Here is a 24613-nt window from a genome sequence, read left to right on the forward strand (position 1 = left end):
GCCGGTCGCGCTGGTGCTGAGTGCCGGCGGCGCGCTGACGACGGCGCTCGGCGCCATCGCGGTGCTGCTGCCGATCTATTTCGCGATCTACCTGGCGTGGCTGGTGCGCGGCTCGGCGCCGCGGCCCGTCGCCCATGGAGTGCCTGCATGAGACTGGTCCTGATCGGGGACGGCGAGAGTCCCCACCTGCTGAAATGGGCGCGCGCGCTGTCGCAGCGCCGCGAGATCGAGCTGTGGGCCGCGTCCACCCGCGGCTTCGCGCCCGAGTTCCATTTCCTGATCCCCGAGGACCGCCGCCTCGCGCTCAACACCGATCCCGCGCATGGCGGCGGCAACATCGCGGTGCTCAAGCAGCTGCCGGCGCTGGGGGCGTGGCTCAAGAAGGTCGATGCCGACTGGCTGCATGCGCATTACCTGACCTCGCACGGCACGCTGGCCTGGGCCGCGCGCCGCGGCTGGAAGCTGCGCGCGCGGATCGCCGGCTCGGCCTGGGGCAGCGACATCCTGGTCGCGCCCGGCCAGGGCTGGGCCTACCGCTGGCTGACGACGCAGGTGCTCAAGGCCTGCGCGGTGACGACCTCCGATTCCGAATTCATGAGCGCCCGCATGCGCGAGCTGGGCGCGGCCGAGGTGATGACCTTCCCCTTCGGCCTGGAGCAGCTGCCCAAGCAGAACGTGCGCAAGCAGCCCTGGCTGTTCTACGCCAACCGCGGCCTGGAGCCGATCTACCGCCCGCACCGCGTGATCGAGGTCTTCGCCGCGATTGCCGCGAAGCAGCCCGAGGCGCGCCTGGTCGTCGCCAACGACGGCTCGCTGCGCGCCGCGCTGGAGGAGCAGGTGCGCGCGCTGGGCCTGGCGGAGCGGGTCGAGTTCACCGGGCGGCTGGACGCCACCTCGCAAGGGCGCCGCTATGCGCCGGCGCGCTGGTTCCTGAGCCTGCCGGAGAGCGATTCAGTGTCGGTGTCGGTGCTGGAGGCGATGGCGCACGAGTGCCTGCCGCTGCTGTCCGACCTGCCGGCCAACCACGAACTGCTGGGCACCGCCGGCAGCCTGGCGCTGGGGCAGCCCGACACGCTGCTCGGCCGCCATGGCCTGATCCTGAAGGACGACGAGGACCTGGGCGCGCTGCCCGACCGCCTGCGGATGCTGGTCGGCCAGGCCGACGTGGCCGGCCAGGCGGTCGACGCCGACCGACTGGGCGCGGCCAACCGCGCCTGGGTGGCGGCGCATGCGATGTTCGGTCCCGCCGTCGCCCGCTTCGTCGACCGCCTGCAACGCGCCTGAGGCGCCCGACCCGCGAGAGCCTTTCCCCGACGTCCCCATGAAGCTGCTGCTGATCAACCACTACGCCGGCTCGCCGAAACACGGCATGGAGTTCCGCCCGTTCTACCTGGCCCGCGAATGGGTCCGGGCCGGGCACCAGGCGCTGATCCTGGGCGCGTCCTACTCGCACGTGCGCACGACCCAGCCCGAGCCCGGCATGGCCGCGATGAGCGGCGTGAACTACCTCTTCTACGACACGCCCGAGTACCAGGGCAACGGCATGGGCCGGGTCAAGAACATCTGGTCCTTCTGCCGCCAGGTCTGGAAGGACGCCGACATCCTGGCGCGCGAGTTCGCGCCGGACGTGGTCATCGCCTCCAGCACCTATCCGATGGACGTGTGGGTGGCGCGCCGCGTGGCCAAGCTGGCGAAGGCCAAGCTGGTCTACGAGGTCCACGACCTGTGGCCGCTGTCGCCGATCGAGCTGTCGGGCATGTCGAAGTGGCATCCGTTCGCGATGCTCTGCCAGAAGGCGGAGAACGACGCCTACCGCGATGCCGACGTCGTCGTCTCGATGCTGCCCAAGGTCCACGCGCACATGGCCGCGCACGGGCTCGACCTGAAGAAGCTGCACATCGTGCCCAACGGCATCACGCTGGATGAATGGTCCGAGCACGGCGAGCCGCTCGAGCCCGCGATCCAGGCGCACCTGGACGCCGAGCGCGCGGCCGGTCGCACCGTCGTCGGTTATGCCGGCTCGATGGGCGAGCCCAACGCGCTGGACGTGCTGCTCGACGCGGCGAAGCTGCTGAAGGAGCGCGCCGACCCGGCCGCGAAGGCGCTGAGCTTCGTGCTGGTGGGCGGCGGTCATCTGCGCGAGCACCTCGAGGCGCGTGTGCGGGACGAGGCGATCGGGAACGTCGCGATGTTCCCGGCGATCCCCAAGGCGCAGATCCCGTCGCTGCTGAAGGGCTTCGACATCGCCTACATCGGCTGGCAGCGCACGCCGATCTACCGCTTCGGCATCGCGCCCAACAAGCTGATGGACTACCTGATGGCGCAGCGGCCGGTGCTGCACTCGGTGGAGGCCGGCAACGATCCGGTGGCCGAGGCCGGCGCGGGGCTGACGGTGCCGCCGCAGGACCCGAAGGCCGTCGCCGACGGCCTGCTGACGCTGGCCGCGGTACCGGCCGGGGAGCGCGCCGAGATGGGGCGCCGCGGTCGCGAGTTCGTGCTGGCGAATCACACCTACCCGGTGCTGGCGCAGCGCTTCATCGACGCGGTGTCCTGAGCTGCCGCGAGGACCTTTGCCATGACCCAGGACCGAGAACTCGAGGCCATCGCCCAGCGCTACGCCCGCCGCGACCAGCGGCTGGCCGGGCTGGAGCGCTACAGCCTGCTGCGCCCCCGAGGTCTGGCAGATGCTGCACGAGCGCCAGGCGGCGATGCTGCGGCTGTTGGCGGCGCACCGCGCGGCGATGCCCGAGGCCGACGCGCCGGTGAGCGGCTGGCGGATGACCGAGGTGGGCTGCGGCGCTGGCGGCAACCTGATGGACATGCTGCGGCTGGGCCTGCTGCCGCAACACCTGACCGGCATCGAGCTGCTGCCCGAGCGCCTGGAGGCGGCCCGCGCCGCGCTGCCGCAGCAGGTGCGGCTGCTGGCGGGCGATGCGTCGCAGGCCGAGGTCGAGCCGGGCAGCCAGGACCTGGTGCTGCAGTCGACGGTGTTCTCGTCCATCCTGGACGATGCGCTGCAGCAGCGCCTGGCGCAGGCGATGTGGCGCTGGCTGCGGCCGGGCGGGGCGGTGCTCTGGTACGACTTCATCGTCGACAATCCGCGCAATCCCGACGTCCGGGGCGTGCCGCTCAAGCGCGTGCGCGCGCTGTTCCCCGAGGGCCGGACGACGGTGCGCCGTGTCACGCTGGCTCCCCCGATCGCGCGCGCCGCCTGCCGGCTGCACCCCGGCGCCTACCGCGTCCTCAACAAGATGCCCTTCCTGCGCAGCCACGTGCTGGCGCTGATCACCAAGACACCATGAGCCAGAACCCCGACCAGAAGCTCCCCTTCCTGCCGTTCGCGCTGCCCGAGCTGGGCGACGAGGAGATCGCGGAAGTCGTCGACACGCTCCGGAGCGGCTGGATCACGACCGGCCCGAAGGCCAAGCGCTTCGAGCAGGCCTTCGCCGAGTTCCTCAACGAGCCGCAGATCGAGTGCATCGCCGTCAACTCCGCGACGGCGGGGCTGCACCTGGCGCTGGAGGCGCTGGGCATCGGGCCCGGCGACGAGGTCATCACCACCACGCACACCTTCACCGCCACCGCCGAGGTGGTGCGCTACATGGGCGCGGACGTGAAGCTGGTGGACATCGATCCGAAGACGATGAACATCGCGCTCGACCAGATCGAGGCCGCGATCACGCCGCGCACCAAGGCGATCATCCCGGTCCACTACGCCGGCCTGGCGGTGGACATGCTGACGCTGCTGGACATCGCGCGCCGGCATGGGCTGAAGGTCGTCGAGGACGCGGCGCATGCGCTGCCCACGACGCTGGAGAAGGAGCTGATCGGCACGATGGGCAGCAATGCCACCGTGTTCAGCTTCTACGCCAACAAGACGATGACCACGGGCGAGGGCGGCATGCTGGTGACCCGCGACGCGGAGCTGGCCAAGCGCGCCCGCGTGATGCGGCTGCACGGCATCAACCGCGACGCCTTCGACCGCTTCACCGCCAAGGTGCCGAGCTGGTACTACGAGATCGTCGCGCCCGGCTTCAAGTACAACCTGACCGACATCGCCGCGGCGATGGGCCTGCACCAGCTCAAGCGGCTGCCGGCCTTCCAGCGGCGCCGCGAGCAGATCGCCGCGCGCTACTTCGAGGCGCTGGCCGACCTGCCGCTGATCCTGCCGCCGCAGCGCCGGAGGGCGACGTCCACAGCTGGCATCTGTACGTGCTGCGCCTGACCGAGGACGCGCCCATCGGCCGCGACGAGTTCATCGAGCGCCTGTTCGAGCAGGGCATCGGCTGCAGCGTGCACTACGTGCCGCTGCACCAGCACCCGTACTGGAAGGAGCGCTACGGCCTGACGCCGGAGATGTTCCCCGAGTCGCAGAAGGCCTACGAGCGCACGGTGACGATCCCGCTGTACACGGCGATGACCGACGAGCAGGTCGAGCGCGTGATCGCCGCGGTGCGCCGCGCGCTGGGCGCCTGAGCGGACCGGACGGGACACGGAGCGGGGACGGCCGATGGCCAAGCGACTCTTCGACATCGTCTGCGCCGGCATCGGCCTGCTGCTGCTGAGCCCGCTGCTGCTGGCGGTGGCGGTGTGGGTCAGGCTGGACTCGCCGGGGCCGGTGATGTTCCGGCAGGAGCGGGTGGGGCGCTTCGGCGCGACCTTCCGCATCCACAAGTTCCGCACGATGCGCGTGGACGCGCCGCGGCTGGGCCCGCAGATCACCATCGGCGACGACGCGCGCATCACCCGCAGCGGACGCTGGCTGCGCGCGAGCAAGGTCGACGAGCTGCCCCAGCTGTGGGACGTGCTGCGCGGCGCGATGAGCCTGGTGGGCCCGCGGCCCGAGGTGCCGCGCTACGTGGCGCTGTATCCGGCGGAGCTGCGCGAGCTGGTGCTGTCGGTGCGGCCGGGCATCACCGATCCGGCCTCGCTGAGCTTCCGCAACGAGAGCGAGCTGCTGGCGCGGGCGGAGGATCCCGAGCGCGAGTATGTCGAGGTGGTCATGCCGATGAAGCTGCGCCTGGCGGCGGACTACGTGCGCAACGCCAGCCTGGGCGGCGACATCCGGTTGATCCTGGCGACGCTGGGCGCGATCAAGGCCTGAGCACCGGGCACCCAGCACGGAACAAGAGAACACGATGAACTGGTTGTCCCTCGATGCCTTCCTGACGCGCGTGAGGCCCTACCGCGAGGCGCTGGCGCTGGCGCTCGACATGGTGGCGGTGGCGCTGGCCTGGCAGGCGACCTATCTGTTCCGGCTGGGCTTCGAGCGCTGGTTCGAAGCCAGGCCGGGTTACGACCACTGGGTGATGCTGGGCATCGTCGCGCTGTACGGGGTGCTGCTGCGGCTGTTCCACGTGCCCAAGGGCATGTGGCGCTTCAGCGGCTTCGGCGAGGTCAAGCGGCTGGCGGCGGTGTGCATCACCGCCGGCCTGGTGGCGGCGGTGGCGGTGCTGATGGCGCAGCTGACCAAGGTGCCGCGGGCGGTGCTGGCGCTGCATCCGGTGTTCACGCTGATGGCGCTGGCGACGATGCGCATGGGCTACCGCATGCTCTACGAGCACATGCGCAGCCGCATCAGCGGCAGCGCGCAGGAGCAGCGCCGGGCGCTGGTGATGGGCGCCGGGGACGCGGGCCGGCTGCTGGTGGCGGGCATCCAGCACCAGCAGGGCTGGGTGGTGGTGGGCTACCTGGACGATGCGGCGGAGAAGCGCGGCGCGCGCGTGGCCGGCGTGCCGGTGATCGGCACGCTGGAGGACGCGGGCCGGCTGGCGGAGATGCATGGCATCACGCATGTGATCGTGGCGATGCCGGCGGCGACGACGGCGCAGCGCCGGCGCGCGCTGGACCTGGCGGGCAAGACGGGGCTGGCGGTGCTGACGGTGCCGAGCAGCCAGGAGCTGCTGGCGGGCCGCGCGGTGAACCAGGTGCGGGACATCGAGCCCGAGGACCTGCTGGGGCGCGAGCCGGTGCAGCTCGACGAGGGCGGCATCAGCGAGTGCATCGGCGGCAAGACGGTGCTGATCACCGGGGCGGGCGGGTCGATCGGGTCGGAGCTGTGCCGGCAGGTGGCGCGCTACGGGCCGTCGAGGATCGTGCTGTACGAGCTGAGCGAGTTCGCGCTGTACCGGATCGAGCAGGAGCTGTCGGAGAAGTTTCCGCATATCCCGCTGGTGCGGCTGATCGGGGATGTGAAGGACCTGGAGCACCTGCGGTTCACGTTCGGGAAGTACCGGCCGCAGATCGTGTTCCATGCGGCGGCCTACAAGCATGTGCCATTGATGGAGGAGGAGAACGCGTGGGCCGCGCTGAGGAACAACACGCTGGGGACGTATCACGCGTGCACGGCGGCGGCTGAATCTGGGGCCGAGCGCTTCGTGCTGATCTCGACGGACAAGGCGGTGAATCCGACGAATGTGATGGGGGCGACGAAGCGGGCGGCGGAACTCGTCATCAGTCACATGGCGGGGCAGGGGCATGCGACGAAGTTCATGGCGGTGAGGTTCGGGAACGTGCTCGGGTCCAGCGGGAGCGTGATTCCGAAGTTCAAGGAGCAGATCGCCAGGGGCGGGCCGGTGACGGTGACGCATCCGGAGATCACGCGGTACTTCATGACCATCCCGGAGGCAGCGCGCTTGGTCGTTCAGGCGGGGGCGATCGGCGAATCCGGGCAGGTGTTCGTGCTCGATATGGGGGAGCCGGTGAAGATCGTGGATCTGGCGAAGACGATGATTCGGATGAGCGGGAAGGACTTGCGGGAGATCCAGATCGAGTTCACCGGCTTGAGGCCGGGTGAGAAGCTCTATGAGGAACTGTTGAACGGCCGGGACAGCACCCTGCCGACGTCGATCGCGGCGTTGAGCATCGCGCGCTTGGACAGCGCCGAGGCGGCGCAGACCGTGCGAGGTTGGCTGGAGGAGACGCTGGCCGGGCAGTATTCTGACCGGGCGATCCGAACACGACTGCACGAACTGCTCCCGACCGAGTACGTCCGCAGGAACTGATGCGACCGGCGCCGTCGTCCGAGCCATGTGAAAACGGGGCCAAGGGCCCCGTTTTCGCTGGTGATGGTGATTCAGGCGGATCGCCGGATCACTCCTTGATCGGCGTGCTGCACAGGGTCTTCATAACCATGTGGCCGAACATCAGGTGGACGTCCTCGCACATCTGCATGTCGAAGGAGTTCACCCAGACGCTGTGGTCGCACATGGGCATCATCTTGCCGCCGTCGTAACCGACGACGCCGAGCACCTTGCCGCCGGCCTTGCGGGCCGATTCGATGGCCTTCAGCACGTTGGGCGAGTTACCGCTGCCGCTGACGGCAATCAGCAGGTCGCCTTCGTCCATCAGCGCATCCACCTGGCCGGCGAACACGTCGGCGTAGGACAGGTCGTTGCCGTAGGCCGTGATCAGGCCCATGTTGTCGCACAGGCACACGCCGCGGAACTTCTTGCCGGTGGCCAGATTGACCATCTTGTTCCAGTCGGTGATGTAGTGCGATGCGGTCGACGCGCTGCCGCCGTTGCCGCAGGTCAGGATCTTCTTGCCGCCTTCGAAAGCGGCGCGGACCATGTCGATGCCCTTTTGGAACGCGGTGGTGTCCAGCTGCTGAGCGAGGCGGGCGTGGGCGGCGAGGTAGTTGGAGACGGTGAATTCGGTGGACATGGGGGACGTCATTCGGTGGGTTGATAGAAAACGATCTGTGCGCCGGTGCGGTCGAACCGGAACTTCACGGGCTGCAGGTCGCCGAGCGCAGCGGTGATCTGCGCGTGACGCTCTGGAGGAGCGTAGAACATCATGAAACCGCCGTTGCCGGCGCCAAGCAGCTTCCCGCCCAGCGCGCCGTTGGCCATGCCAGCGGCGTACCAACCGTCGATTTGCGGATCCGAAATGCCGGCCGTCAGTTGGGCCTTGAGGCGCCAGTTCTCATCGAGCAGCGTACCGAGATGCTCCAGCGTGCCAGACTCGAGTTGTTCCTTCATCTCGAAGGCCAACTGGACCATCCGGCGCATCAGCGCCCGGCGGTCGGTCGCTTGCATTGCCGCCGACTGGTTGGCCAACACGGCCGAAGCACTGCGCGTGCGGCCGGTAAAGAACACCAAGGTCGAGTCTTCCATCTCCTGCAGCAGGCTCGGCTTGCAGATGACGGGATCGACTGACACCGAATCATCCGGGTGAAAGCGGATCAGGTTCAGGCCGCCATAAGCCGCCGCGTATTGGTCCTGCTTGCCAATCGGCTCGCCGCAGCGGTCGATCTCGATCTCGCAGGCCTGACGTGCCAACGTCTCTTTTGAGGCAAAGCGGTTGCGGTAGGCATACAGCGCATTCAGCAGGCCGACGGTGTAGGTGCTCGACGAGCCGAGACCGGACCCCTTCGACGGAATGTCTGCCATCGAGGCGATCTCGATGCCCCCGTCGATGCCGACCACGTCCAGCGCTTGACGCACCAGCGGGTGCTCAATCTCGTGGCGGGATTGAACGTCCTCGGTCTTCGTATAGCTGAGGCGGATGCGTCCATCGAATTTCTTGTTGACGCAGATGTACATGTACTTGTCGATCGACGTCGACAGGACGGCGCCAATCTCCTCGCGGTAGTAGGCGGGCAGGTCGCTTCCGCCGCCCACGAAGCTCATACGCAAGGGGGTCTTGCTGACAATCACTCACTTCTCCCAATCAATCACTTGGTCTGCGGACTCCGCAGATTTACGGATTGTCGCGGTTTCGTCGGCGGAACGGCTTTCCAGAATTTCATTGATCTTCTCTACCGGATAACCGCGTGCCGTGTAGTCGTCCTTCAGCCGCTGAACGCGGATGTCCTCCGATTCGTTGAGGAACAGCTTCAGGGTGTGGTTTGGCGACGTCAGGGCGGGCAGATAGAGCGCGGGAACTCCCTCGACGATGAGGATGTCGTCCCTGCCGACCGAGTGACGCTCACCACGCGGGGCTTGGTCGCGAGCGAAGCGATCGTAGACCGGCTCCTCGAAGTCCACGCGCTGCTCGGCTCGAGCGAGGGCGCCAAGCTCGACCGCGGCAGCGGGCAGGTCATAGCGGTCGAGAACGCCGGTGCCTTCGCCGCGCTGTGTCCCAGGCTTGAGCCAACCGTCCAGGGAGATCACATGGGCCTCCTTGCCCAGCACCGCCAGCAGTTCCTTGAGCACCTGCGCCGCCGATGACTTGCCCGATCGCGCCAGCCCGCCGATCAATACGACCCGACGGTCCAGCGCTGCCAGGGCGACTGGCGCAAGACGGCGCCGGGCGCGATCGTGGCCGACTGTGATCCACTGCACGGCGTCGGTCAGGCTGAGCGCGGAGTAGTCCGGCCGACCGGGATGCTTGGCGTCCCGGCCAGCATGCCCCGTCTGCAGCAGTACGGTGCGAACGCCTGCGCGCCGACCCGACTCCACGTCGGCGGTTGAGTCGCCCACCATCCACGAGTCGGCGCGGGAGATGGCCAAGTCGCGCGACGCTTGCTCGATCATGCCGGTCGCCGGTTTGCGGCAGTCGCAGATGATCTTCAGCGCCGACACCTCGCCGTCGAAGCCTTTGTCCGGGTGATGAGGGCAGTAGTAGATCGCGTCGAGGTAGGCGCGCTGAGCGCCGAGCAGACTCTCAAGTCGCGCGTGGATGCGGTGCAGACCATCGACCGTGACATCGCCGCGCGCGATGACAGGCTGGTTGGTCGTCAGGACAGCGAGCACACCCGCACGGTTGAGCTGTCGCACTGCCTCTCCGACACCCGGTAGCAACTCGATCTGGTCGGGCGACTTCAGATGGTTCACCTCGCGGTTCAAGGTGCCGTCCCGATCCAGGAACACCGCCTTGCGCAGCCGCCGCCAGGACAGGCGCTCCGGCAGGCCGACCTCGATGTCGCGCTCGACCTTGTCGAGGCGGTCCGGGGTGCCCATGTCCTTGATGTACTCCGGCGTGACGTAGCCGCGCAGGCACAGACCTTCGGCGAGCATTGCGGGGAACATGTGCTTGGCGATGTCGGCCTTGCCGGTCGCGGGCGTGACCGTGGTCAGGGACTCGTTGCGGACGGCGTAGAGCGCAGCGTTCACCAAGTTGCGCAGGTCCTGCCCTTCCGGATGCGGATAGGGGTGGATGCCGCGTACGAGCCCCTGGTCGTCGATGTCGACCAGGTCGGAGTCGTAGGGATGGTCATTCGGGTGCAGGAACAGCGTGGCGTTGGCGTCGGAAGCCAGGTGCGCGTTGAAGAATCGACGCAGGTCGATGTCCAGGTAGGTGTCGCCGTACAGCAGCAGGAACTGCGGCGTGAGCGCGTGCAGGGCGTCGCGCAGCGCGCCGGAGGTGCCGCGCGGCGTCTCCTCGACCTCGTAGCGGATGCGGACGCCGAATCGCGCGCCGTCGCCAAAGAAGTCCGAGATCGCCTCGTGCCGGTGATGGACCAGCAGGGCGATGTCAGTGAATCCATGTTTGCGGCAGAGCTCGATCTGGTGCTGCAGCACCGGTTTGCCCATCACGGGGACCATCGGCTTGGGCAGGTCGCCGGAGCGGCTGGCGAGGCGGGTGCCTTGGCCGCCAGCGAGGATGGCGACGTTGCAGAGGAACGTTGAGGACGACGTCATGGTGCTGTTCATCGACGGACGTGGAGGAGCACGAGCCGGAACACCGACTCCTGCACGGAAGGGGGGAGGATCGACCAGGTGCCGATGCAGAGGATGCCGGCGACGCGACGCAGCAGGTGGCTCGGACCGAAGTTCCGCACCCGTGCCCGGAGGTTGAAGCGCCAGTGGTTCCGATGCCGGCGCGTCTGGGCCTGGCGGTACTTCACCAGCACGTCCGGGACATTCGCGAATTTGACGCCGCGGTTCAGCCAACGCAGCCAGAGGTCAAGGTCCTCCGCGAAGCGGAATGTCGGGTCATAGCCGCCGAAGCGCTTGGCGACGTCGGCGCGGTACATCACCGTCGGATGTGCCAGCGTGGTCGTGAACTGCAGCTTGCGCGCGATGTCCTCGGAGCGTTCCGGGTAGTGGCGCTCCGCAGTCGGCCGGCCGGCCTCGTCGATCAGTTGCAGCCCTGCGCCGACCACGCCGATGTCCGGATGCGCGTCCATGAACGCCACCTGGACCGCAAGCCGGTCCGGCAGGCAGACGTCGTCGGAGTCAAAGCGGGCCAGCAACGGGCCGCGGGCCATTGAGATGGCCAGATTGAGACTGCCGGGCAAGCCGAGGCGTTCGGTCGGGTGGACGTAGCGGAAGCGCGGGTCGCGTGCGCAGATGCGCTCACAGGCCTGCGCGGCTTCCGGGCGGGTGCTTTCATCGACCACGATGCATTCGAAGTCGGTGAAGGTCTGCGCCATCACGCTGGACAGGCTCTGCTCCAGGATGTCTTCTGGCTCGTTGAAGGCCGGAACGAGGAGCGTCACCTTCGGGGTGTCAGCCATGCGAGGCGCCCGCCGAGAAGCCTTCCTGCGTCGCGATCTGGTCGATGGCGTGACGCACGGCGTCGGCGGAGTTGCGGCTGGGTGCCCAGCCCGCTTCGCGCAGACGCTCGACGGAGTATTGGAACTTGGGCACATCGCCGACCCAGCCCTTGTTGCCGACGCCGAAATGGATGGCGGCCTTGGGGCTCACGCGCTCGGTGACCGACTGGGCGATGAAGCGAACGGTCACGCCGTCGTCGACCGGGCCGATGTTGACCGGGAAGATCTTGGGCAGGTTGGTCGCGCCGCGGATGTGCATCATCGCTTCCACCAGGTCCGACACATGCAGGTAGGCCTTCTGCTGGGTGCCGTCGCCCAGCACGTCGAGGCGGCCGTCATTGGTCTTGAGCTTGTTGATGAAGTCCAGGATCACGCCGTGGGTCGCAGGAGCGCCTACGACATTGGGGAAGCGGAAGAGGTTGGCCCGCGCCAGGTAGGACTCGGCGGCGGCGGAGATGAGCGCCTCTGAGGCCAGCTTCATGGCGCCGTAGTTGGAGATCGGCAGCAGCGGGCCGATGGCCTCGTGCAGCGGCACGCCGCCGAGGTCGCCGTAGATGGCCGAACTGGAGGCGAAGTGCAGGGCCGGGACCTTGTGAAGCTTCATCGCTTCAAGCAGCGAGAAGGTGGTCATGAACGTGTCGCGCAGGTCGACGTTGGCGTCCATGACGCCGGCGGGGATGTCGGAGTTGGCGGCCAGATGCCAGACCTCGTCGATGGCTCCCAGCTTGAGGGCGGTCTCGAACGCCTGCAGTGTCGCGGCGCGATCGGACAGGTCGACGTGGACGAAGTGCACGCGGCCCGGCGCGGCGTCGCGTGCGGCGTCGAGGTATTCCTCGCGGCCGCGGCACAGGTTATCCAGGACCATCAGGTGACGGTCCTCTTTGGCGAGCAGGGGCAGCAGGTTGCACCCGACGAAGCCGGCGCCTCCGGCGATGATGGAAACGTTCATTTCGAGTTGACCTGAATATTGAGCGACCGGATGGCGATCAGTTCGCCAAACCCTTTTCCTTAAGCTCTGCCATTGCGCGGGCAGGATCGGCCGTCACGATGGGTTGAGTGCAGACCCAGGCGGCGAAGCGGCCAAGACCTTCCTCGATGCCGACGGACGCCTCGAAGTTCAAATGGGCCTTCGCCGCCGATGTGTCCGCGAAGCAATGACGGATGTCTCCGACGCGGAAGTCGCCGGAGATGCGCAGCGCTGAATCGCTCTTGAGGATGGACTTGAGCATGTTAGCGATGTCCATCACGGAAGTAGGCGTTCCGGTTCCCACGTTGAAAACCCGATAACCGGTGGACGCGCCACGCAGCGAGAGCTCGATGGCTCGCACGACATCGGACACATGGATGAAGTCGCGGGATTCCGCGCCATCTTCGAAGATGTTGATCGCCTTGTTCTGCCGGAACAGATTGGAGAAGATCGACAAGATGCCGGTGTACGGGTTCTTCAGCGACTGGCCTTCGCCGTACACGTTCTGGAAGCGCAGGGCGTCGATGGCCATGCCGTAGCCTTCCGCGACGATGCGGCAATAGAGTTCGGTGGCGTACTTCGTCGCGGCATAGATTGACGCGGGGGAAATGCCGTGCTGCTCGGCGGTGCCGATTGCCCGTAGCGGCGAGCCGTCCTCGGCGCGGTGATCCCATTGCTTCGCACCGAGGTCGCGCGGCGACCGGGGCGCCGGGAAGTGCAGGGCACCGTCCGCGGATGCATAAGAGCCTTCGCCGTAGACGGACCGACTGGACGCGAACACAAACTTCTTGATTCGCTGCCGATGTTGGGAGGCCGCCTCCAGCAGCAACGCGGAACCCGACACGTTGATGTGGGAGTATTTGTTGATTTCATACATCGACTGGCCGGTGCCGGTTTCGGCGGCCAAGTGCACGATGGCGTCGGATTTCGAGACTAGGTCCTTCACGAGACGTTCGTCGTTGATATCGCCTTGGAACAGCGTCGTGTCGGGCAGGTCCTTGAGAATTGCCGGCCAGTCCGCGTTCTCGCCGTGGATCTGCGGCGACAGGTTGTCCAGCACTAGGACCGAATCGCCCGCTCTCGTCAGCGCTTGCGCTAGCTTCAGTCCAATGAAGCCGGCGCCGCCGGTGATCAGAATATTCATTTCATTCCCCTGTTCAGATTGTTTGCATACGTCGAACTCAGCCCGCCCTTGATACCGGACCACACGCCCGACAGGAATTGCCTGTTTCGCTTGATCGAATTCTTGAACAAGAAGTTCTTGAACGGAAGGAAGAAGCACCGGCACACCAGCAGCGCGTTCGGAAAGTTGAAAACACCGTGTTTCCGGACGAGATAAGCGGTGTTGATGCCCTGCATGTGAAGTCGCATCGGGGAGGATCGGTTCATCGCGCCGAATATGGTCTTCTCGGGCTCGCCCAGTTGGTGACCGATGTGTACCCCGTCGATCTGGCGGACCCGGCCCCCTGCTTTGAAGAGGCGGTAAGAAAAGTCCCAGTCGCCGTAATCCATGAAAAGCTTTTCGTCGAACCATTCGGGCAGAAGGCTCTGCAGGCGCTCGCGCGCGAGGATGGATGTGGATTCCTTCGCGAGAATAAGATTGCGGTTCAATGGAGAGACGAAGTTCTTCTTGTCGAAGACCGTGACGCACACGGTGGCCGGATCGCTGGAAAAGCTCCGGTCGGCTTTCGTCACGAACGCTTGCACGTCGTCGGGCGTGATCTCGCTGTCCTGGTTCCATAGCCAGAAGTGGCTGTATTCCTGCTTCTGGGCAATTACCAAGTTGTACGAGGCGAGCGTGCCCAGGTTGCGGCCCGAATCGATGACGCTAGCCTCGTGCTGCCCGGAGGGTACGTCGAGTTGAACCGTACCCCCGTTGTTCACGACGACGACATCCCCGGCCTCCAGTAGCGACGCGACCAGGGAGGACAGCCGCTCGTTGTTCGGGAAGTACGCGCAGACGATTGAAAGAACCTTGTCCATTGAGCGAAAGAATCAACTGTGATGCGGAAGGGATGCACGGGGGGAGAGTCGCGATCCGAGGTAATGAATTGCCATCAAGCCGAGCGTGATGACGGAAAAGATGACGACTGATTTGGCGAAGACTGACAGTCCCAGACTCCATCCCGTACGGAAGCAGTCGCGCATGTAATACGTGACCACCAACAAGGCGATGCCGGCGGCGAAATTCCGTGCCGAGGCCCTGGCCAGCAGCGTGAACAAGAGCGCGCCGCCGACGACCCCCAGTCCCGCCCAGTCGCCGAAGTAGAAGATCGCTTCTGCCACCGGATTTCCGGCCAGCCCAATTTCCAGCCCTGCTGCGTTGCTGATGATGTCCGAGTACCACTCCGTGGGACCCGTGTAGGTGCTGCCCGAGTAGCTCAACGCGGAAGGGATGCTCTGCCAGGAAATCGTGAACTCCCCGAGCATCGCGGCGAGCGATTGCACGGGATCGTTTTGGAAATCGGAGTAGAAGATGAAGCGGACCGTCAGCAGAGTGCCGACCATGGCGGCGAAACTGATTAAGACCGCCTTGCGGGAGACCCGAGAGTTCCAGGTCAAGATGAACAGGTATGTCAGGAGGTGAGTGGCGTAGTTGTGTTTCGAGAACACGACTTCGAACAGGATGGGCGCCACGAAGAACAGCGCGCCCCAGCCCCGCATGCCGGCCTTGAGGCTCGTCATCAGGAAAAGGCAGAGCAGGACGTTGTACTTCAGGCGGAGACCGTAAGTGGCATTCAGCTCTTCGTAGGCCGCATGTGCTGCGACCTTGTCGAAATAGATGAGCGTCTCGAGACCACGCAACGCATTGGCGAAGAAGTAGGCGGACAGGAGGATCGTGAGCCATGCGATCGCACGGGCGACCCCTTGCCCCATCTTCAAAGCATCGCTCCGAATGACGATGTCCTTGGGCACGAGCAAGATGATCAGGAAGGTGCAGATCGAATAGATCGTTCCCACCGCGAAATCGGCTGGCGGGACCGGGGCGAGCGTCAGCACCTCCCGAACACTGGTGACGAACAACAGCGGAAGGATGAGGTACAGGAAGCACAGGCTCCCTGCGATCAGCCGAAAAGGAACAATCAGATTCACAGGGTCTCGATGGCCTCTACGACGGCACGGCCGAAGTCTTCCTTAAGACAGAGGTAGCCTTGGTCCAGATAGCTCCCATACAGCGACAGGGCCTGCGTCTCCAGGTCGACGTCCTGAAGTCGTGCAAGGATGTGTTGGCTTAGCTGGCTCAGCGTGCCGTCCACGTGGATGCCGGGCAGGTGGAATTCGGCTGGCGATTCGACGTACGGCGACACCGGCATGCATCCGCAGGCCATGTGCTCAAAGGGAATCAGCGAGGGGTTCGTAAGATTGAACGACACGCCGATCCGCGACCGCCGGTAGACGTCCCCCAGGGCCTCAAGCGAAGGCAAGGCTCCAAGGTGCTCGACGCGGGCCTTGGTCAGGCGTCTAGAGAGCGTCGAACCGTAGAACGCGATCCGTAGACCGGGCCGTGCGGCGAGGAGCGTCTCGGCAAGTTGCTCGCAGACCAACGCGCATCGACGGGGCAGTTCGGGCTTGTGGAAGAACAGGACGTCAATATCCCGCTCGACGGCTGAAGCCGGGCTGGCGTGATAGATCGCCGGGTCGACGGGGAAAGGCAGGTAGGCGGTGCGGCCTGGCAGCTTCATCCACTTGCCGGACGCGATGAAGGCTTCAGGGCCGACCTTGACCTTCGCCGCGTGGTAATACCGGGTCGAGATGGGGAAGAACAGTTCGTCGTAGTCCTGGATGATGTGATTCCAGCGGGACGGGAACGTCGCCAGAAGGTCGGGCAGGCTGAGGCTGAAGATGAAGCTGGTCGTGACGTAAAGATCCGCAGCAGTCGGCAGGGACGATGCGATATTTGCCTTGAACCCGTACTCCTTCGTCAGCGCGGCATCGGTCTTCTGTGGGTTCTGGATGTAGAGCTGAATCGACTTGCCGAGGTGGGTCGCCAGCGCGTTCACGATGCGCGCGACATTGCGGAGCCCGCCGGAACGCGGCTCCAGTCGATAGACCAGCACGACCATCGTGCCTGCGGTCGCCGAGCCGCCGACGCGCAGCGTGTGATTCAGGCTAGCCGCGCTCCGCTTGTAGTCCGCGGCGATGTAGAGGTTCTTAAGCAGGTTGAGCATTGTTGCGGGAGGCGAAGACGACGAGCCCGGCCATCAGCAGCAACTGCGGGCAGATGTAGACGGCCAGAACCTCGACGGGGTGCAGGTGGGGGGCGCGGGACGAGGCGATCACTACACCGAACAGGGCGGTGCCGTTGATCGCGAGGATGCCCCTGGCGTATAGGGCCCCCAGTGAGATCGTCCCGTAGGACAGCAGGCAGCCAGAGGCGAGATAGGCCACGGCGACCAATGGCCCTGTGACGTCGCGCATCGCTGTTGCGAAGATGGCCGTCAGAATGATCAGGAAACCGGCCCCCATCGCGCCCGCCATGGGTCGGACCGTGCCTTTCACCCGCGCATAGAAGTAGATCAGGCTTCCGCCAATGGCGATGGCCCGCTCCATCATCACGAAGTTGGCGACGGCCGTCGCGTCCTTCTCGTACGACACCAGAGTCAGCATCACGAACGACGACGCCGTCGGCAGCAGTTGCGACACGATCAGCGTCCACGCGTGCAGACGTTCGCCCTCGACGCCGGCCGGGCGGTGCTCCGGCGCCCTGCGGCGACTGGCGATCGCCGTCAGCAGGTATGGCAGGATCAGCAGCATCAGCAGAAGCTCGTCATCGATCTCGGCCCACTTGCCCCAGACCAGCATGGTGAGGACCGCAGTGGTGATGATCGGTGCGCCTGCCGCCACCATGGTCAGGCGGTTGGGCGCGCCCGCCAGCGCGTCCCGATGTGTCGCCAGGACGGCCGCGATGCCGAGCGCCAGGGCCATCGCCGGCGGGGCGATGCCGGTCTTCAGGCACACCCAGGTCAGCAACGCGACAGAGGCGATCTTCAAGCCCCAGATACCGCTGCGGAACTGGGAGTCGGACAGTTGCACCGCCAGATTGGCGGTCAGCGATAGCGCCGCGAGGAACGCCGAAAAGAACAGCAGGTCGCGCGATCCGGTGCTGCGGACCGCGAACGAGTACAGCAGCGTCGAGTTGAAGAAGAGCAGCGCCTGATAGGCGATCCGGGCCTTCATGGTCATTCCACAATCGACGCGACAGGGCCCAGGGATGCGATCAGGCGCGCGAGCGACGGCGCAGCGCGGAAACGATGAGCGCGACGGCCGCGGCGATCAACCCAGCCACAAAGCCGGCGATGGCCAATTGCAGGCGCTTCGGACGACTCTTCTTCTCGGGCGGCGTCGCCGCGTCCACGACCTGGATGAAGGTCCCGTCGCGGGCCTCATCCATACGCGAGAGCTCGTACTGCTTCGCGTAGATCTCGAACAGCGATTCCTGGTACTTGTACTCGCGATAGGCCGTCGTGTAGTCCTGGCCCGGCGCGTTCTCGCCGGGGGCCTCGATGCGAGCGAGTTCGCGGCGCAGGCCGTCGATGGCGGCGGAGAGCTGCTGCACTTCCGGCGAGGCGTCAGTGCGCGAGCGGCGCAAGGCAGACAGCTTCACTTCATTGGCAGTCAGCTCGGCCTTGGTGCGGGCATAGGTCTCGGCCGCAGCCTTGGGCTCACTGCGGAGGTTCGCCGCTCGGAAGCCGGTGTCCTGCAACTGCACCTGCGCCTTGGTCAGCGCCGTGCGGGTACTGTCGAGCTGCTGCTCGAAGAAGATGCGGCGCTGCTTGGCCTCGGTCAGCGCCAGCCCGTTGCTGAGCTCGCGCAATTCCTCAACGTAGACGTTGGCCATCTCCGCGGCACGCGACGGAAGGATGTCGTCCACCTCGACCACGATCAGGTTGTCCTTCTTGCCTGCGGTGATTCGAACGTTCTTGTCCAGTTCACGCCGGGCGTCGACTTGGAACTTCTCGTCGTAGATCTCCATCAGGCCGAAGCGCTTGATGATGCGGTCGCTGATCGTCTGGCTTTGCATGAGCGCCACGTACTGGTCAGCCGGGCTCTTGATGCCGGTCGCGGCGCCCGCGATGGATCCCAGCGACCCGAGCGACGCCAGCGCCGCCATCGCGGAGTTCTGCTGCTGCTGCGGGCTGATGAAGCTGGCGCGTGCGGTGAACACCGGCTTCACGAGGAAGGTTGCCCCGTAGGCCAGCACCGCGCCGCCGAGCGCCGCGCCGGCCAGCAGCTTCCAGCGCGGGGCGAGGAACTTGAGAAGTTCCACCAGGCCGGGCGCTTCGGCGCCCGCAGCGGTGTCGGGCCGTTCCAGGGTCTGCGAGTTGTTCACGGGTGTCGCCATCAGTTCTTGATCGTCTGCAGTGCCGCGATGCCCAGACCGAAGTTGGCCAGGATCTGCGTCCAGTCCTTCGCATCCTGGATGAAAGTCGACTTGTTCATCTGTTCCGGAACGAACACTGTGTCCCCCGGCAGCGCCTGCAGGCCCGCCAGGTTGGAGCCGAAGCCCAACCAGCCGCTGCTCGATTGACGCGCGCTGACCACCGTCCCGTTCGCGCGGATCACGAACGCGCCGCTGGCGTCTGCTCCTCGGGTGGGGCCGCCCGCGAGCTTCATCACATCGTCGACGGAGGCATCGTTCTGAAGGAGGAAGCTGCCGGCGTTGAACACACTCCCGAACACTCCCACCGTCGTCGGCTTCGCCGGGATGAGCAGACGATCGCCGTCTTCAACGGTCAATGAAGGCAGTTGCCGCGCATCGGGCTCGAGCTGCAGAACCACGCGGCCCGTCGGACGCACGGCCCGCAGCCGCGCCACCAGTCGTTCGCTGCCTGCGGCGCGCTGCGCATTGCCCGCTGCTTCATCAGCCGTGGTTGCACGCTGCGTGCTGGCGTACTTGGTGAACTCCGTCTCCAGGTCGCGCAGCGCACGGTCGTAGTTCTCCTGCTGCGACTGCCGCACGCTCTCGCGCGAGAAGTCCGTGCCGAAGACATACGCCTGCGGCGTCAATCCGCCGGCCGCGGCGATCGCGTCCTGCAGGGTGCTCGTCGGCGGCAGCACGTATTCACCGGGGCGGGACACTTCGCCTTCCACCGTCACGCGCTTGTACTGCTTGGCCAGCGGCAGCGCCGTATTGACACTGCTGAACACGCGGATCACGTCGCCGTTGGACGCCGCCGCCTTCGCCTGCGCCGGCAGCGGCAGCTCCCGCACGCGGCGGTCGTTGCGTTCGCTCAACTGCTCGATCGAGATGCGCGAGCGGTCCGCCACCGCGCTGAAGCCACCAGCCATTGCCAGCACGTCGTCGATCGTCTCGCCGGGCTTCAGCTCGACGATGCTCTGCTTGTTCACGCTCCCCAGCACCGCCACCTGCGGGCCGATCGGGCCGATGTGGATCACGTCCTCGGCCTGCAGCGCGCGGTCGCTGGCCTTGTCGCCCTTGAGCAGCAGGTCGTACGCATCGAAGTTGGCGACGACCTGGCCGTTGCGGCGCAGTTCGATCTGGCGGAAGCTGCCGGCCGCCGACGGACCGCCAGCGCGGATCAGGCCGTTGACGATCGTCGCCAGGCTGCTGACCGTGTAGGCGCCCGGCTTCGCGGTGAAGCCGGTCACATAGATGCGGATCGTGCGCAGCTTGCCCAGCGAGGTGCTGACCTGGAAGTTCTTGAAGACCTGCGCGATGCGGGCACGCACCACGTCGTTCAGGTCGCCGTAGCGCACGCCCGCAACCAGCACCGGGCCGACGCGCGGGATCGTGACGCGACCGGCACGGTCGACGGTCAGGCGCAGGTCGGCGTCCACCGAGCCCCAGGCGGTGACCTGGATCTCGTCGCCGATGCCGATCAGGTAGTCCGAAGGCGCCTGGCGCGGGCCGTCGGTGTCCGAGCCCATGCGGGCATCGAGCATCAGGTCGGCACCCAGGCGCCGGACGATGTTGTCGGTGGAGATCGTCGTCGCCTTCCCGACAGCGCCGGTCTGCGTCTGCGTCACCGTGCCGATTTCAGCCAGGCCGGACTCGGAGCGGCGCAGCTGTTCCAGCGTGAGCGGATCCGTCAGGTCCAGGCCCAGCAGCTTGTTGACGTAGATCTCGAACTCGCCGGGCACGTACTTGGGCGCTCGCGGCATGGCCGATTGCGCCTGCTGCTGTTGCTGCTGCGTCGACGCGTCCTGCGAGCCGCGCGTCGTGGAGTTCAGTCGGACCGGGCCGCTGACATCGCTGCTGTTCTCGGACGAGGTCTGGCCGCTTCCCATCGACTGCGCGATGGCGGGGCCCGCCATCAGACATGCCATCAACAGCGCCAGCGCGGGCTTCTGGAAAGTCTGGAGGGATCGAGTCATCGTCGACAGCGGCGAAGAGGCGCGTTGGGCGCGAAGTTCCATGCGTGATCTCGTCTCTGAAAGGGAGAGCCGCCCCGATGTGCCTTGTGACAAGGGGTGTCGGGGCGGCCAGCGCGGCATTCTATGGCAGCGCTGTTGCGCCAAAACCGCCGGGGACCAGAAGCTGATCGTTACACTGCCGGCCATGTTGTATTTGCTCATCCCGTTCGCACTGGCGGCGGCGGTCACGCTGTATGTCGTGCATTCGTCGACCATGCACGGGCACCTGTCCGCCGATCACGACCTCTCCGGCCCCCAGAAGTTTCATGCTCGGCCCGTGCCGCGTATCGGTGGCGTCGGCATCTTCTTGGGTCTGGCCGGCATGGTCGCGCTGGCCTGGTTCCTCAAGCATCCCCAAGCCAAGACCGGCCTGCTCCTGCTCCTGGCCGGCCTGCCGGCCTTTGGCGCCGGGTTGATCGAGGACTTCACCAAGAAGGTTTCCCCGCGCGAGCGCCTGATCGCCACCGCGATCTCCGCAGCGCTCGGCTGCTGGCTCCTCCAGGCGACCATCAACCGCACCGACATCCCCGGCCTGGACTTCATCGTCGGCACCACCGTGGGCGCGGTGCTGATCACCGTCTTCGTCGTCGCGGGCGTCGCCAACTCGGTCAACATCATCGACGGCTTCAACGGGCTGTCCTCGATGTGCGTCAGCCTGATGCTGCTGTCGCTGGCCTATGTCGCCTACCAGGTCGGCGATACCGAACTCGCCCTCTGGGCGCTGGCCGGCGTCGGCGCCATCCTCGGCTTCTTCGTCTGGAACTACCCCGCCGGCCTCATCTTCCTGGGCGACGGCGGCGCGTACTTCATGGGCTTCTACCTGGCGGAGATCGCCATCCTGCTGATCCACCGCCATCCGCAGGTCTCGCCGCTGTTCGCGCTGATGGTGTGCATCTATCCGGTGTTCGAGACGGTGTTCTCGATCTACCGCCGCCGCTTCCTGCGCAACACCAGCCCCGGCGATCCGGACGGCATCCATCTGCACTCGCTCATCTACCGTCGCCTGATGCGCTGGGCGATTGGCGCACGCGACGCGCGCCTGATGACGCGCCGCAACTCGATGACCGCGCCCTATCTCTGGACGCTGTGCCTCTCGTCGCTGGCGCCGGCGCTGCTGTTCTGGGATTCCACCCCGGCGATCGCCGCCTGCATGGTGCTGTTCGGCGTCGCCTACGTCGCGCTGTACTGGCGCATCGTGCGTTTCCGCACCCCGAAGTGGATGGTGTTCCGCGGCGATCAGCGCAAGCTGACCGACCGTTCGATGCCCTGATCCGGCAGGCCGATCCTGCACGCCGCGGCCCGCTTCATGCGGTGCTGCACGCGCCGGGATCGGTGGTTTCCCGGGGCTTTCGGGGGCTTGGAGGATAATCCGCGCCCATGACCGAATCCACCCCGACGCCAAGCCCCCGTTTCGACACGCTGCCGCTGGACCCCAAGCTGCTGCGTGCCGTGGCCGACCAGGGCTACGCGACGATGACGCCCATCCAGGCCAAGGCGATCCCGATCGTCCTGTCCGGCAAAGACGTGATGGGCGCCGCTCAGACCGGCACCGGCAAGACCGCCGCGTTCTCCATCCCGCTGCTGCAGCGCATGCTCAAGCACGAGAACGCCTCGATGTCGCCCGCCCGCCATCCGGTGCGCGCCCTCGTGCTGGCCCCGACCCGCGAGCTGGCCGACCAGGTCGCCAACAACGTCAAGGCCTACGCCAAGCACACGCAGCTGCGCGTGGCCTGCGTCTTTGGCGGCATCGACATGAAGCCCCAGACGCTGCAGCTCAAGGCCGGCGTCGAGGTGCTGATCGCCACGCCGGGCCGCCTGCTGGACCACATCGAAGCCAAGAATGCGGTGCTCAACCACGTCGAGTACGTGGTGCTCGACGAAGCGGACCGCATGCTGGACATCGGCTTCCTGCCCGACCTGCAGCGCATCCTGAGCTACCTGCCCAAGACGCGCCAGACGCTGCTGTTCTCGGCGACCTTCTCGCCGGAGATCAAGAAGCTCGCGCAGAGCTACCTGCAGGAGCCGGAGCTGGTCGAGGTTGCGCGGCCGAACGCCACGGCGTCCACCGTCGAGCAGCGCTTCTTCAGCGTCGATGACGACGACAAGCGCGCCGCGGTCAAGCAGCTGCTGCGCCAGCGCGAGATCACGCAGTCGATCGTGTTCGTGAACTCCAAGCTGGGCGCCGCGCGCCTGGCCCGCGCCTTCGAGCGCGACGGCCTGAAGACCGCCGCGCTGCACGGTGACAAGTCGCAGGACGAGCGGCTGAAGTCGCTGGAGGCGTTCAAGCGTGGCGAGGTCGAGCTGCTGGTGGCCACCGACGTCGCCGCCCGCGGCCTGGACATCGCCGACCTGCCGGCCGTCTTCAACTTCGACGTGCCCTTCAACGCCGAGGACTACGTGCACCGCATCGGCCGCACCGGCCGTGCCGGAGCCTCGGGCCTGGCCTTCACGCTGGTCACCAAGGCGGACGCCCGCCTGGTCGGCGAGATCGAGAAGCTGATCAAGCGCAAGCTGGACCTGGAGCCGATTGAGCTCGAAGGCGAGCGTCGCCGCTTCGACCGCGGCGACCGTGGGGACCGCGGCGAGCGGTCCGACCGGGGCGAGCGTGGCGGCGACCGTGGTGGCGATCGCGAAGACCGCGGCGAGCGCCGCGACTTCCGCCGCGAGCGCGAGGCCCGCCGCGACGAGGCCTACGGCTCGCACGCCTCGGCGCCGCGCGCGCCGCAGCGCCAGGCCTACGATCCGCTGTTCGACAAGCCCTACGAAGTCAGCGAACGCGCCGACGCGCCGTCCTGGGAGAAGGGGAGCGCGCAGGCGCCGCGCAGCGGTCTGTCGGCCAACATCAAGCCGAAGAAGAAGGTGGCGGCGCTGTTCGGCGCCAAGAAGCCGCCGGTCACCGCGGACAGCGAATCCTGAGCGGCGAACGGGCCCGGGCGCGAGCCCAAGGCCCCGTGGCCCTGAATGAAGAAGGCCGGACCGCCGCGAGGCGTCCGGCCTTTGCTCATGGCGCCTTCAGTCAGCGCGAGCCCAGGATCGAGAACACCGCCGGCACCTTGTCGGCCAGCGCCTTCGGCGCCTTGCGCCACTGCGCCACCGTGGCGGTGTGGGTCCAGGCGTCCTTCAGGCTGAGGCCGCAGCTCACCGACAGCGCGGTCGTCGGCTTCAGCGTCGCCAGCAGCGCCTGCAGCAATGCGCCGTTGCGATAGGGCGTCTCGATCATCAGCTGGGTCTGCTGGTCCCGGGCGGAGGCCGCTTCCAGCGACTTGATGCGGGTCGCGCGCTCCGCCGCGTCCACCGGCAGGTAACCGACGAAGGCGAAGCTCTGGCCGTTCAGGCCGCTGGCGGCCACCGCCATCAGCAGCGAGCTCGGTCCCGTCAGCGGGACGACCTCCACGCCAGCGGCATGCGCCACCGCGACCAGCCGTGCGCCGGGGTCCGCCACCGCGGGCATGCCGGCCTCGGAGATCAGCCCCAGGTCGTGGCCGTCCAGCGCCGGTTGCAGCAGCGCGGCCCAGGCCTTGTCCTCGGCGGCCGCGCCCGCTGCGGCGTTCGCCGCCGGAGCGCGACCCTTCGGCGGACGAGGCAGTTCCTCGATCCGCTGCTCCTGCAGCGGCACCGCCAGCGCATGGGTCGCGCCGACGCGCTTGAGGAAGGCGCGTGTGGTCTTGGCGTTCTCCGCCGCCCAGTGGGTGATCGCCGCCGCGCGGGCGAGCACCGCGTCGGGCAGCACCTCGCGAGGTCGACCTCCTGGCCGTCCATGCCGAAGTCGAGGGTGTTGGGAACGAGGAAGAGGCGGCCGCGGGTCATCGGGAGTCTTTGCAATCAGG

Annotated in this window: 19 protein-coding genes and 2 pseudogenes; 8 read left to right on the forward strand and 13 right to left on the reverse strand. The window is 66.7% G+C overall.

Features of this window, described 5'->3' with window-relative positions:
* Nucleotides 1-147: 147 nt before the first annotated feature.
* The 6 genes and pseudogenes from FUT87_RS02030 (at nt 148) to FUT87_RS02055 (ending at nt 7004) form a co-directional block, all read left to right on the forward strand.
* On the forward strand, nt 148-1284 hold the full coding sequence (locus FUT87_RS02030) for a glycosyltransferase (protein WP_091726773.1): 1137 nt from the start codon (nt 148-150) through the stop codon (nt 1282-1284).
* Between the two features lie 37 nt (nt 1285-1321).
* Nucleotides 1322-2554 (forward strand): glycosyltransferase family 4 protein, encoded by a 1233-nt coding sequence (locus FUT87_RS02035; protein ID WP_091726770.1) that lies wholly within the window; start codon nt 1322-1324, stop codon nt 2552-2554.
* Between the two features lie 130 nt (nt 2555-2684).
* Nucleotides 2685-3302 carry a class I SAM-dependent methyltransferase gene (locus tag FUT87_RS02040; RefSeq protein ID WP_255511618.1) on the forward strand — a complete coding sequence of 206 codons (618 nt, stop codon included), beginning with the start codon at nt 2685-2687 and terminating at the stop codon, nt 3300-3302.
* Nucleotides 3299-4476, forward strand: a pseudogene (locus FUT87_RS02045) (DegT/DnrJ/EryC1/StrS family aminotransferase). Before FUT87_RS02040 ends, FUT87_RS02045 begins: the two are co-directional and overlap by 4 nt.
* 34 nt (nt 4477-4510) lie before the next feature.
* Complete coding sequence (locus FUT87_RS02050; RefSeq protein ID WP_147239895.1) at nt 4511-5104, forward strand: sugar transferase; 594 nt, start codon at nt 4511-4513, stop codon at nt 5102-5104.
* A 34-nt stretch (nt 5105-5138) separates the two neighbouring features.
* Nucleotides 5139-7004 (forward strand): nucleoside-diphosphate sugar epimerase/dehydratase, encoded by a 1866-nt coding sequence (locus tag FUT87_RS02055; RefSeq protein ID WP_147239896.1) that lies wholly within the window; start codon nt 5139-5141, stop codon nt 7002-7004.
* Nucleotides 7005-7092: 88 nt separating this feature from the next.
* Here the strand turns inward: FUT87_RS02055 and FUT87_RS02060 are convergent, their stop codons facing one another.
* From FUT87_RS02060 to FUT87_RS02110, 12 genes are read right to left on the reverse strand one after another with little or no spacing between them, the layout of a single operon-like run.
* The gene (locus FUT87_RS02060) at nt 7093-7665 is read right to left on the reverse strand and encodes an SIS domain-containing protein (protein ID WP_147239897.1); all 573 of its coding nucleotides are present in this window, start codon (nt 7663-7665) and stop codon (nt 7093-7095) included.
* An 8-nt stretch (nt 7666-7673) separates the two neighbouring features.
* Complete coding sequence (locus FUT87_RS02065; protein ID WP_147239898.1) at nt 7674-8660, reverse strand: GHMP kinase; 987 nt, start codon at nt 8658-8660, stop codon at nt 7674-7676.
* Entirely contained in the window at nt 8661-10598 is a 1938-nt protein-coding gene (locus tag FUT87_RS02070; protein ID WP_147239899.1) for an HAD-IIIA family hydrolase, read from the reverse strand.
* A complete protein-coding gene (locus FUT87_RS02075) occupies nt 10595-11404 on the reverse strand; it encodes a glycosyltransferase (protein WP_147239900.1) in 810 nt (269 codons plus the stop codon). Before FUT87_RS02075 ends, FUT87_RS02070 begins: the two co-directional genes overlap by 4 nt.
* Nucleotides 11397-12392 (reverse strand): NAD-dependent epimerase/dehydratase family protein, encoded by a 996-nt coding sequence (locus FUT87_RS02080; protein ID WP_147239901.1) that lies wholly within the window; start codon nt 12390-12392, stop codon nt 11397-11399. The genes FUT87_RS02075 and FUT87_RS02080 overlap by 8 nt, the downstream gene beginning before the upstream one ends.
* A gap of 37 nt (nt 12393-12429) precedes the next feature.
* Complete coding sequence (locus FUT87_RS02085; protein WP_186830312.1) at nt 12430-13554, reverse strand: NAD-dependent epimerase/dehydratase family protein; 1125 nt, start codon at nt 13552-13554, stop codon at nt 12430-12432.
* Nucleotides 13551-14393, reverse strand: coding sequence for a hypothetical protein (locus FUT87_RS28285; protein ID WP_186830313.1), 843 nt, complete (start codon nt 14391-14393; stop codon nt 13551-13553). Before FUT87_RS28285 ends, FUT87_RS02085 begins: the two co-directional genes overlap by 4 nt.
* Nucleotides 14394-14405: 12 nt before the next feature.
* Complete coding sequence (locus FUT87_RS02090; RefSeq protein ID WP_147239903.1) at nt 14406-15503, reverse strand: hypothetical protein; 1098 nt, start codon at nt 15501-15503, stop codon at nt 14406-14408.
* Nucleotides 15500-16579: a hypothetical protein gene (locus FUT87_RS02095; protein ID WP_147239904.1), complete on the reverse strand. Its 1080-nt coding sequence runs from the start codon at nt 16577-16579 to the stop codon at nt 15500-15502. Before FUT87_RS02095 ends, FUT87_RS02090 begins: the two co-directional genes overlap by 4 nt.
* Nucleotides 16563-17594, reverse strand: coding sequence for a hypothetical protein (locus FUT87_RS02100; protein WP_147239905.1), 1032 nt, complete (start codon nt 17592-17594; stop codon nt 16563-16565). The genes FUT87_RS02095 and FUT87_RS02100 overlap by 17 nt, the downstream gene beginning before the upstream one ends.
* 34 nt (nt 17595-17628) lie before the next feature.
* Complete coding sequence (locus tag FUT87_RS02105) at nt 17629-18753, reverse strand: Wzz/FepE/Etk N-terminal domain-containing protein (RefSeq protein WP_147239906.1); 1125 nt, start codon at nt 18751-18753, stop codon at nt 17629-17631.
* Nucleotides 18753-20687 (reverse strand): SLBB domain-containing protein, encoded by a 1935-nt coding sequence (locus tag FUT87_RS02110; protein WP_186830314.1) that lies wholly within the window; start codon nt 20685-20687, stop codon nt 18753-18755. The genes FUT87_RS02105 and FUT87_RS02110 overlap by 1 nt, the downstream gene beginning before the upstream one ends.
* Nucleotides 20688-20931: 244 nt before the next feature.
* On the opposite strand from FUT87_RS02110, the gene FUT87_RS02115 reads away from it, so the two are divergent.
* Both FUT87_RS02115 and FUT87_RS02120 read left to right on the forward strand, forming a co-directional pair.
* Nucleotides 20932-22056, forward strand: coding sequence for a glycosyltransferase (locus tag FUT87_RS02115; protein ID WP_147239908.1), 1125 nt, complete (start codon nt 20932-20934; stop codon nt 22054-22056).
* A 107-nt stretch (nt 22057-22163) separates the two neighbouring features.
* Nucleotides 22164-23702 carry a DEAD/DEAH box helicase gene (locus FUT87_RS02120; protein ID WP_147239909.1) on the forward strand — a complete coding sequence of 513 codons (1539 nt, stop codon included), beginning with the start codon at nt 22164-22166 and terminating at the stop codon, nt 23700-23702.
* A gap of 100 nt (nt 23703-23802) precedes the next feature.
* Here FUT87_RS02120 and FUT87_RS02125 read toward each other — a convergent pair.
* Nucleotides 23803-24593: pseudogene (locus FUT87_RS02125) on the reverse strand (SAM-dependent methyltransferase).
* Between the last annotated feature and the right edge of the window lie 20 nt (nt 24594-24613).

The sequence above is a fragment of the Mitsuaria sp. TWR114 genome (assembly GCF_007997345.1).

Coding starts and splice junctions, on each gene's coding strand:
- FUT87_RS02085 (WP_186830312.1), bottom strand. CDS start 13,554: ATGAATATTCTGATCACCGGCGGCGCCGGCTTCATTGGACTGAAGCTA.
- FUT87_RS02055 (WP_147239896.1), top strand. CDS start 5,139: ATGAACTGGTTGTCCCTCGATGCCTTCCTGACGCGCGTGAGGCCCTAC.
- FUT87_RS02115 (WP_147239908.1), top strand. CDS start 20,932: ATGTTGTATTTGCTCATCCCGTTCGCACTGGCGGCGGCGGTCACGCTG.
- FUT87_RS02075 (WP_147239900.1), bottom strand. CDS start 11,404: ATGGCTGACACCCCGAAGGTGACGCTCCTCGTTCCGGCCTTCAACGAG.
- FUT87_RS02120 (WP_147239909.1), top strand. CDS start 22,164: ATGACCGAATCCACCCCGACGCCAAGCCCCCGTTTCGACACGCTGCCG.
- FUT87_RS02035 (WP_091726770.1), top strand. CDS start 1,322: ATGAAGCTGCTGCTGATCAACCACTACGCCGGCTCGCCGAAACACGGC.
- FUT87_RS02050 (WP_147239895.1), top strand. CDS start 4,511: ATGGCCAAGCGACTCTTCGACATCGTCTGCGCCGGCATCGGCCTGCTG.
- FUT87_RS28285 (WP_186830313.1), bottom strand. CDS start 14,393: ATGGACAAGGTTCTTTCAATCGTCTGCGCGTACTTCCCGAACAACGAG.
- FUT87_RS02030 (WP_091726773.1), top strand. CDS start 148: ATGAGACTGGTCCTGATCGGGGACGGCGAGAGTCCCCACCTGCTGAAA.
- FUT87_RS02080 (WP_147239901.1), bottom strand. CDS start 12,392: ATGAACGTTTCCATCATCGCCGGAGGCGCCGGCTTCGTCGGGTGCAAC.
- FUT87_RS02040 (WP_255511618.1), top strand. CDS start 2,685: ATGCTGCACGAGCGCCAGGCGGCGATGCTGCGGCTGTTGGCGGCGCAC.
- FUT87_RS02100 (WP_147239905.1), bottom strand. CDS start 17,594: ATGACCATGAAGGCCCGGATCGCCTATCAGGCGCTGCTCTTCTTCAAC.
- FUT87_RS02070 (WP_147239899.1), bottom strand. CDS start 10,598: ATGAACAGCACCATGACGTCGTCCTCAACGTTCCTCTGCAACGTCGCC.
- FUT87_RS02105 (WP_147239906.1), bottom strand. CDS start 18,753: ATGGCGACACCCGTGAACAACTCGCAGACCCTGGAACGGCCCGACACC.
- FUT87_RS02060 (WP_147239897.1), bottom strand. CDS start 7,665: ATGTCCACCGAATTCACCGTCTCCAACTACCTCGCCGCCCACGCCCGC.
- FUT87_RS02095 (WP_147239904.1), bottom strand. CDS start 16,579: ATGCTCAACCTGCTTAAGAACCTCTACATCGCCGCGGACTACAAGCGG.
- FUT87_RS02110 (WP_186830314.1), bottom strand. CDS start 20,687: ATGGCGGGCCCCGCCATCGCGCAGTCGATGGGAAGCGGCCAGACCTCG.